This window comes from Flavobacterium sp. FPG59 (genome assembly GCF_002150205.1).
Classification (GTDB): Bacteria; Bacteroidota; Bacteroidia; order Flavobacteriales; family Flavobacteriaceae; genus Flavobacterium.
Genome location: NZ_MTCA01000162.1, coordinates 1 through 6,935, shown reverse-complemented (window position 1 = coordinate 6,935; position 6,935 = coordinate 1). Strand labels below are relative to the sequence as shown.

At 34.4% G+C, this 6,935-nt stretch carries 8 protein-coding genes; 7 read left to right on the top strand and 1 reads right to left on the bottom strand.

Annotated features, from left to right (window positions below; translation table 11 throughout):
- Window positions 1–235 precede the first annotated feature (235 nt).
- The 7 genes from FPG59_RS12300 (at window position 236) to FPG59_RS12270 (ending at window position 6,025) form a co-directional block, all read left to right on the top strand.
- The gene (locus tag FPG59_RS12300) at window positions 236–1,384 is read left to right on the top strand and encodes a DNA polymerase III subunit delta' (protein ID WP_086454889.1); all 1,149 of its coding nucleotides are present in this window, start codon (window positions 236–238) and stop codon (window positions 1,382–1,384) included.
- A gap of 5 nt (window positions 1,385–1,389) precedes the next feature.
- Window positions 1,390–1,773, top strand: a complete 384-nt coding sequence (locus tag FPG59_RS12295) for a DoxX family protein (RefSeq protein ID WP_086454888.1) — start codon at window positions 1,390–1,392, stop codon at window positions 1,771–1,773.
- A 31-nt stretch (window positions 1,774–1,804) separates the two neighbouring features.
- Complete coding sequence (locus FPG59_RS12290) at window positions 1,805–2,314, top strand: acyl-CoA thioesterase (protein ID WP_086454887.1); 510 nt, start codon at window positions 1,805–1,807, stop codon at window positions 2,312–2,314.
- A 182-nt stretch (window positions 2,315–2,496) separates the two neighbouring features.
- Entirely contained in the window at window positions 2,497–3,504 is a 1,008-nt protein-coding gene (gene recA / locus FPG59_RS12285) for a recombinase RecA (RefSeq protein WP_086454890.1), read from the top strand.
- Window positions 3,505–3,657: 153 nt separating this feature from the next.
- Window positions 3,658–4,068 (top strand): hypothetical protein, encoded by a 411-nt coding sequence (locus FPG59_RS12280; RefSeq protein WP_086454886.1) that lies wholly within the window; start codon window positions 3,658–3,660, stop codon window positions 4,066–4,068.
- 15 nt (window positions 4,069–4,083) lie between these two features.
- Entirely contained in the window at window positions 4,084–4,632 is a 549-nt protein-coding gene (locus FPG59_RS12275) for an RNA polymerase sigma factor (RefSeq protein WP_086454885.1), read from the top strand.
- Window positions 4,622–6,025: a hypothetical protein gene (locus FPG59_RS12270; protein WP_086454884.1), complete on the top strand. Its 1,404-nt coding sequence runs from the start codon at window positions 4,622–4,624 to the stop codon at window positions 6,023–6,025. Before FPG59_RS12275 ends, FPG59_RS12270 begins: the two co-directional genes overlap by 11 nt.
- On the opposite strand, the gene FPG59_RS12265 is transcribed toward FPG59_RS12270, so the two are convergent.
- Window positions 6,009–6,770 (bottom strand): 1-acyl-sn-glycerol-3-phosphate acyltransferase, encoded by a 762-nt coding sequence (locus FPG59_RS12265; RefSeq protein WP_086454883.1) that lies wholly within the window; start codon window positions 6,768–6,770, stop codon window positions 6,009–6,011. The two genes, FPG59_RS12270 and FPG59_RS12265, sit on opposite strands and share 17 nt — an antisense overlap.
- Between the last annotated feature and the right edge of the window lie 165 nt (window positions 6,771–6,935).

The window sequence follows — 6,935 nt, the reverse complement described above, 5'->3', positions numbered from 1 at the left end:
CTTTATTTACAATTCATTTGGTAGTATTCATGTTCAAAAAATAAAAAATGTTTCCGCACTTGTTAAAAAGTAATTTGGAAAAACATAAATCATAACAATAACTTTCTGGATTTAAAAAACCAAAAAATACAAAGTGAAGTAGGCATTATATAATGTAAAAGAATAAAGACCTCTCTTTTTTAAAATTAAAAATTGAAAAATTTATGTCTCAATCATTTTCTATTATCTTTGCTTCATGCAATTTTCAGATATATTAGGGCAAGAGCACATTAAAAGTCACTTGACAAAAAATGCTAGTTTGGGAAGGATTCCACACGCGCAACTGTTTGTTGGGCCTGAGGGATCTGGGACATTACCCATGGCAATAGCTTATGCACAATACATTATTTGTAATAACACACAAGGTGAAAACGAGGGAACTAATGCAGCTTGTAACATCAAATTTGAGAAATTTGCACACCCTGATTTGCATTTTATTTACCCCACAGTTAGCACCGATGCCATAAAAGGAAAACCCAAAAGCTTAGATTTTATTACGGAATGGAGGGAATTCATAGAAAAAAAACCTTATGGAAGCTTGTTTGACTGGTACCAAATATTAGACGTAAAAAACAAACAAGGGGAAATTAGAGTTGAAGATGCACAAGAGATTTTGAAATCACTAGCTTTAAAATCATTTGAAGGAGGTTACAAAATCATGATTGTATGGATGGCTGATAAGCTGAACATACCGGCCTCTAATAAATTGTTGAAATTATTAGAAGAACCTAGTGATAAGACAGTGTTTATTTTAATTTCTGAAAACGAAGAAGATATTATACAAACCATTAGATCCCGCTGTCAAGTATTGCATTTTAATGGTTTGAGTGAGTCTACAATAGCCCAAGCCTTAGAGAAAGAATGGGAAGTTGATTCCGCAACAGCGCAAAAAATAGCACATCAAGCCCAAGGAAATTATAATAAAGCCCAGCAATTGTTGCAACCCAATAGAGAAACCGATTTTTTTGAAAAATGGTTTGTTGACTGGGTAAGAGCCGCCTTTAGGGCAAAAGGAAATGCAGCAGCCATTCAAGATTTGATACAATGGAGTGAACAAATAGCCGTTTTAGGTAGAGAAACCCAAAAGGAATTTATACAGTTTTGTATTGAAATGTTTCGACAAGCGTTGTTGCTTAACTATCAAACACCATCTCTTGTTTACATAGAAACTAAAGTAGAGAAATTCAAATTAGAGAATTTTGCTCCTTTTGTTAACGGAAATAACATTTTTGACATCTATAAAGAACTATCAGATGCCATGTATCACATTGAAAGAAATGGAAATGCCAAAATTATCCTAACCGACTTGTCTATAAAACTAACACGATTAATCCATAAAAAATAAAACCTATGAACAACACTACTTCAATTTTAATTTTAATTTTTTTGGCTATTACCTTTTTACAATCCAGTTATGACAAACTATTTTATTGGAAAGACAATGTGGAATGGCTTAAAGGACATTTTGCTGCCACACCACTTAAAAATCAAGTACCACTAGCTTTACTGAACGTTCTTGTTCTGGAACTAATTACGGGAATATTAAGTGTAGTAGGTTGTATTGAAATGTTCATTAATGGCGGAAAAATATTTGGGTTTTACGGTGCCGTTTTTGCCTGTATCACTTTGTTAATGCTTCTTTTTGGGCAGCGTTTAGCCAAGGATTATGATGGTGCAAGAACTATTGTAATTTATTTTATGCCCGCAATTTTTGCCGTTTATTTATTGAATTAATCTATTTTTTTTGAAATAAGAACTTTTATATATGACACCAAAAAATCCATCTGAGTCTTTAACAACACTCACCGATCTTGTATTACCTAGTGAAACTAATCCTTTGAACAACCTTTTTGGAGGAGAATTGCTGGCAAGAATGGATCGTGCTGCTAGTATAGCCGCAAGAAGACATTCACGCCGAATTGTAGTTACCGCATCTGTAAATCATGTTGCGTTTAATAGAGCAATTCCGCTAGGGAGCGTAGTTACTGTTGAAGCAAAAGTTTCTAGAGCTTTTAAAAGTTCTATGGAAATATATATTGATATTTGGGTAGAGGATAGAGAATCTGGAAATAAAACCAAAGCAAACGAAGCCATCTATACCTTTGTTGCAGTAGATGACACTGGTCGACCTGTAGAAGTTCCTCAAATTGTTCCCGAAACAGAACTAGAAAAACAACGTTTTGAAGCAGCACTTAGACGCAAACAATTGAGCTTAGTTTTGGCTGGAAAAATGAACCCGCATGATGCCACAGAATTAAAGGCTTTGTTTACCTAATAACGATAAATTAGAAAATAGATTTCAAATTTTTATCGAAAGGAAAAATTGTAATTGAAAAAGAAGTATTTTTACAAGAACAATATATCAATTGCAATAATCAAATTGTGGCTGCCAAGGTACACCACTTAAATTCATAGCGTTACAAACAAAAATAGATGAAAGAAAAGGTAAAAGAGAAGATGAGTACAGAAAAAGAATCTAAATTAAAAGCGTTACAACTTACGCTTGACAAACTAGACAAGACCTACGGAAAAGGTACTGTGATGAAAATGGGAGATAAAGCCATTGAAGAAGTAGAAGTAATTTCTTCGGGATCTTTGGGAGTTGATTTAGCTCTTGGCGTAAATGGATATCCGAAAGGAAGAATCATTGAAATCTACGGACCAGAATCATCAGGTAAAACAACTTTAACGTTGCACGCTATTGCCGAAGCTCAAAAGGCAGGAGGAATTGCAGCATTTATAGATGCAGAGCACGCATTTGATAGAAATTATGCAGAAAAATTAGGAGTAGATATTGAAAACCTAATCATATCTCAACCTGATAACGGAGAACAAGCCTTAGAAATTGCTGAAAATTTAATTCGCTCAGGTGCTATTGATATTGTAGTAATTGACTCCGTAGCTGCCTTGACACCAAAAAGTGAAATTGAAGGAGAAATGGGTGATTCTAAAATGGGATTGCACGCAAGATTGATGTCACAAGCTTTAAGAAAATTAACTGGAACCATAAGCAAAACAAATTGTACGGTATTTTTTATCAACCAGTTGAGAGAGAAAATCGGGGTTATGTTTGGTAATCCAGAAACTACAACGGGTGGTAATGCCTTGAAATTTTATGCATCTGTACGATTAGACATTCGTCGTTCTACACAAATAAAAGATGGTGATAATGTTTTAGGAAACAGAACCAAAGTAAAAGTGGTTAAAAACAAAGTGGCACCGCCATTTAAAGTAGCCGAATTTGACATCATGTATGGCGAAGGAATTTCAAAAACAGGTGAGATATTAGACTTAGCAGTAGAATTTGAAATAATTAAAAAAGCAGGTTCTTGGTTTAGTTACGGCGAAACCAAATTAGGTCAAGGTCGGGATGCTGTTAAAACCTTAATTAAAGACAATCCAGAACTAGCCGATGAGCTAGAACTTAAAATTAAAGCTAGAATTAAAGAATTAGCTGGAGAATAATTTTTTAAAAACCCGATTTTTTCGGGTTTTTTTTGCTTTAAACGCAACCTTTTTATCAAAGATACCTCTATTTAAAAAAACAAATGTTTGGGCCGAAACTACAATTCAACCCAAGCCTTTGAAATAAGTGTCAAATTCTAAAAATGTAAAAAGATGAAAAAAATTATTGCTTTAACACTATTATGGGCCTCATTTCTTTCTTGTAGCCCTGACAATGATTACCCAAATTACAGTTATGAAGTATTGCCTGTAGCTAGTTATGAAGTTCCTGCCTCTTTTAAGCTAGGAGAAACCTACACCATTACACTCAAATATCAAAAACCAACTAGTTGCCATGGATATCAAGGGATTTACTACGATAAAAACCTCAACGTAAGAACCATTGGCATACAAACTGTAGTAGATAAGGATCAAATTTGTAACCAAGCTTTACCTCCTTTATCTGAAGTTTCGTTTCAATTTTATGTAACCAATACGGGTTCGTATATTTTTAAATTTTACAAAGGCAAAGACGCTAATGGGGTGTCTATATTTGAAGAAAAAGAAATTAAAGTAGACAACTAAATAGAACAACAAATTGTGGGTTTAGATCAAATCATTGCAAACTGTAAAAAAAACTGTCCAAAAGCACAAGAGGAGCTGTATGGACTGTTTGCAAAAAAACTTTTTGGAATCTGCCTCAAATATTCTAAGAGTTATTCAGATGCACAAGACAATTTGCATGATGGTTTTATACTCATCTTGAATAAAATAAATCAATTTAGTAACAAGGGCTCTTTTGAAGGTTGGGCCAAAAGAGTTATGATTAACAATGCCTTACAAAAATTTAAAGACATACGGTTTTTGAATATTGTGGATACCGACTTAGCTGAAGAAGAAATTACAATTGATGATGAACCCATAGCACTGGAAACGCTACTCAAAATGGTACAAGAATTACCTGATCAATACCGTTTAGTATTTAGTCTATATGTACTAGACGGCTATTCACACAAGGAAATTGCCGAAATACTCAATATCACTACGGGCACAACTAAATCAAATTTGGCCAGAGCCCGAATGATTTTGAGAGAAAAAATAAATTCTTATACCGGTAACCCTACTAGAACAAAATACAATGCACGATAAAAAAAATATTGACCGGTATTTTCAAGAACAATTTAAGGATTTTGAAGTCCAACCTGAGCCACAGGTGTGGGAAGCTATTGAACTAAGTTTACGCAAAAAAAAGAAAAGACGAAAGGTTTTACCGTTTTGGCTTAAAATAAGTGGAATTGCGGCCTCATTATTGGTAGGGTTATTGCTAGTTCAAAAAACACAATATGCGGGTTCAAAACCTGAAATAAAGATTGTAAACCAATCAAAAGCTAGAGAAAAAGAAACGCTCCAAAAAAAGAAGTTCATCACCAAACCAAACCTCCTTGATAAGGAGCCGCAACAAGTAGTGACTAACCAACAACCAAACCAAACGAATTATGAAAAAGAAACTATACGAGTTACTGGACCTAAAATCAATTCGAACCAAAAGAAGAATAAAAAGGATTATCTCGTTCATATCCAAAAAAATAATACATCGGTAAGTGATAACGCTATAAAAGATTCAGAAGGGTTAGCATTAGCACAACAACAAGATAACAGTGTCGTTGCAAAAGATATCATAGCCGTACAAAATGCGCAATCAAAGAAACAAATTACTGACACTGAAATGTTTAATAAGACGCAAGCCGTTACAAATAAAGAAGTGAGCGCTGCCATAAACACTTTGGAAGAAATTTTAAAAAATAAAAATACAACTCCAGAATCTAACCCAACAAAGGGTAACAAATGGAAAATAACACCTACTGTTGCAGCCGTATATTTAAACACAAACAGCAGCGGATCTGCACTGGATCCTCAACTGGCTCAAAATAAAAAAACGAATGACAACTCATCAAGTTATGGGATTGGTATACACTATGCTTTGAACCAAAAAATGAGCCTGCGCAGTGGTATAAACAGGTTAGCCTTAGGGTACAATACAAACAATGTGTCCTATACAGCAGGACTAAGAAATAATACCGTATCAAACATTAACTTCAGGAATTCTTCATCCATTGAAATTACTAACAACAATGGCGCTACTACCCTATCTAGTTTTGAGAAAAACTTACAAAAAAACAATGTAGGAGCACTAAACCAACAGATGAATTATTTTGAAATTCCGTTTGAAATGTCCTATGAAGTAATTGATAAAAAAATAGGAATACATCTCATTGCAGGTGTTAGTACATTACTTTTAAAGGATAATGAAGTGAGATTGGAATCTGAAGGGTTCAATGGAACCCTTGGTAGCGCAACCAATTTAAATTCGGTACACTTTAGTACTAATTTTGGCTTTGGAGTACGCTACAAACTGATAAAATCATTTCAACTCAGTTTAGAGCCCATGCTCAAGTACCAAATCAATACTTTTACAAACAACAGCAGTAACTTTAAGCCGATGGTAATGGGAGTATATACCGGAATTAGTTATGAGTTTTAGAAGATCCTGCTGCAAATAACAACAACTGATGGTAAATAGTGGAACGTACCTGGTCCCGAATTTCTTTTCGATCTGCGCCATCAACGGCTGTAGTGGGAACGTGCTGGTGAATTTTAACACGCATTAAACCTGGACTACCACTCAAAAAAGTAAATGAAAATCGTTTTTTATTATCAGGTAACGTAATAGGCACAATAGGTAGTCCGTGATCTACTGCCAGTCTAAAAGCACCGTCTTTGAAAGCATCCAATACAATAGATTCATCATCAGGGACACCGCCTTCGGGAAAAATACAAATGCTTAATCCTTGTTGAATCCTTTTTTGGGCTCTATCAAACACTTCTAACCTACTTTTTGATGAATTTCTATCTACAAGAATGCACGTTCTTTTGTAGAAAAAACCAAATAAAGGAATCTTAGAGAGTTCTTTTTTACCAACAAAAACAAACGGGTTTTTGGTAATAGCCAGCATCAGCATAATGTCGGTCATAGAGGTATGATTGGCCACTAGCATATAACTCTTGTGAGGAATTAAAGCCTGGTCTTCATCAATTTTATAATAAAAACCCATACCAAATAGGATACACTTGGCCCAAATACGAGCCATCTTAAAAAAGTAAGGATATCCGCGCTCTGACACGATAGACAATACTAAAAAGGGAAACATGACCAGAATGGGTAGTGCCATTAGAACATAAAACCAAACACGCCACAGTACCCAAAAAATAATTTTGATTGCTTTCATAGCTCCAAAAGTAAGAAATCAGATGGTAAAACGCTCCATGGAAACCTTGTGTTTTTTTATTCAAAAATTAAAACAAAGTTTTCTATGTAAATCTATTTTGCAAAAAATGCTGATTTATGAAACCGAATCGTTTGTTTCTTTTCAAAAAATAAGCAAATAACAATC

Excerpts from the sequence above, each read along its gene's own strand:
- FPG59_RS12300 (WP_086454889.1), top strand. The coding sequence starts at position 236 with ATGCAATTTTCAGATATATTAGGGCAAGAGCACATTAAAAGTCACTTG.
- FPG59_RS12295 (WP_086454888.1), top strand. The coding sequence starts at position 1,390 with ATGAACAACACTACTTCAATTTTAATTTTAATTTTTTTGGCTATTACC.
- FPG59_RS12290 (WP_086454887.1), top strand. The coding sequence starts at position 1,805 with ATGACACCAAAAAATCCATCTGAGTCTTTAACAACACTCACCGATCTT.
- recA (WP_086454890.1), top strand. The coding sequence starts at position 2,497 with ATGAGTACAGAAAAAGAATCTAAATTAAAAGCGTTACAACTTACGCTT.
- FPG59_RS12280 (WP_086454886.1), top strand. The coding sequence starts at position 3,658 with ATGAAAAAAATTATTGCTTTAACACTATTATGGGCCTCATTTCTTTCT.
- FPG59_RS12270 (WP_086454884.1), top strand. The coding sequence starts at position 4,622 with ATGCACGATAAAAAAAATATTGACCGGTATTTTCAAGAACAATTTAAG.
- FPG59_RS12265 (WP_086454883.1), bottom strand. The coding sequence starts at position 6,770 with ATGAAAGCAATCAAAATTATTTTTTGGGTACTGTGGCGTGTTTGGTTT.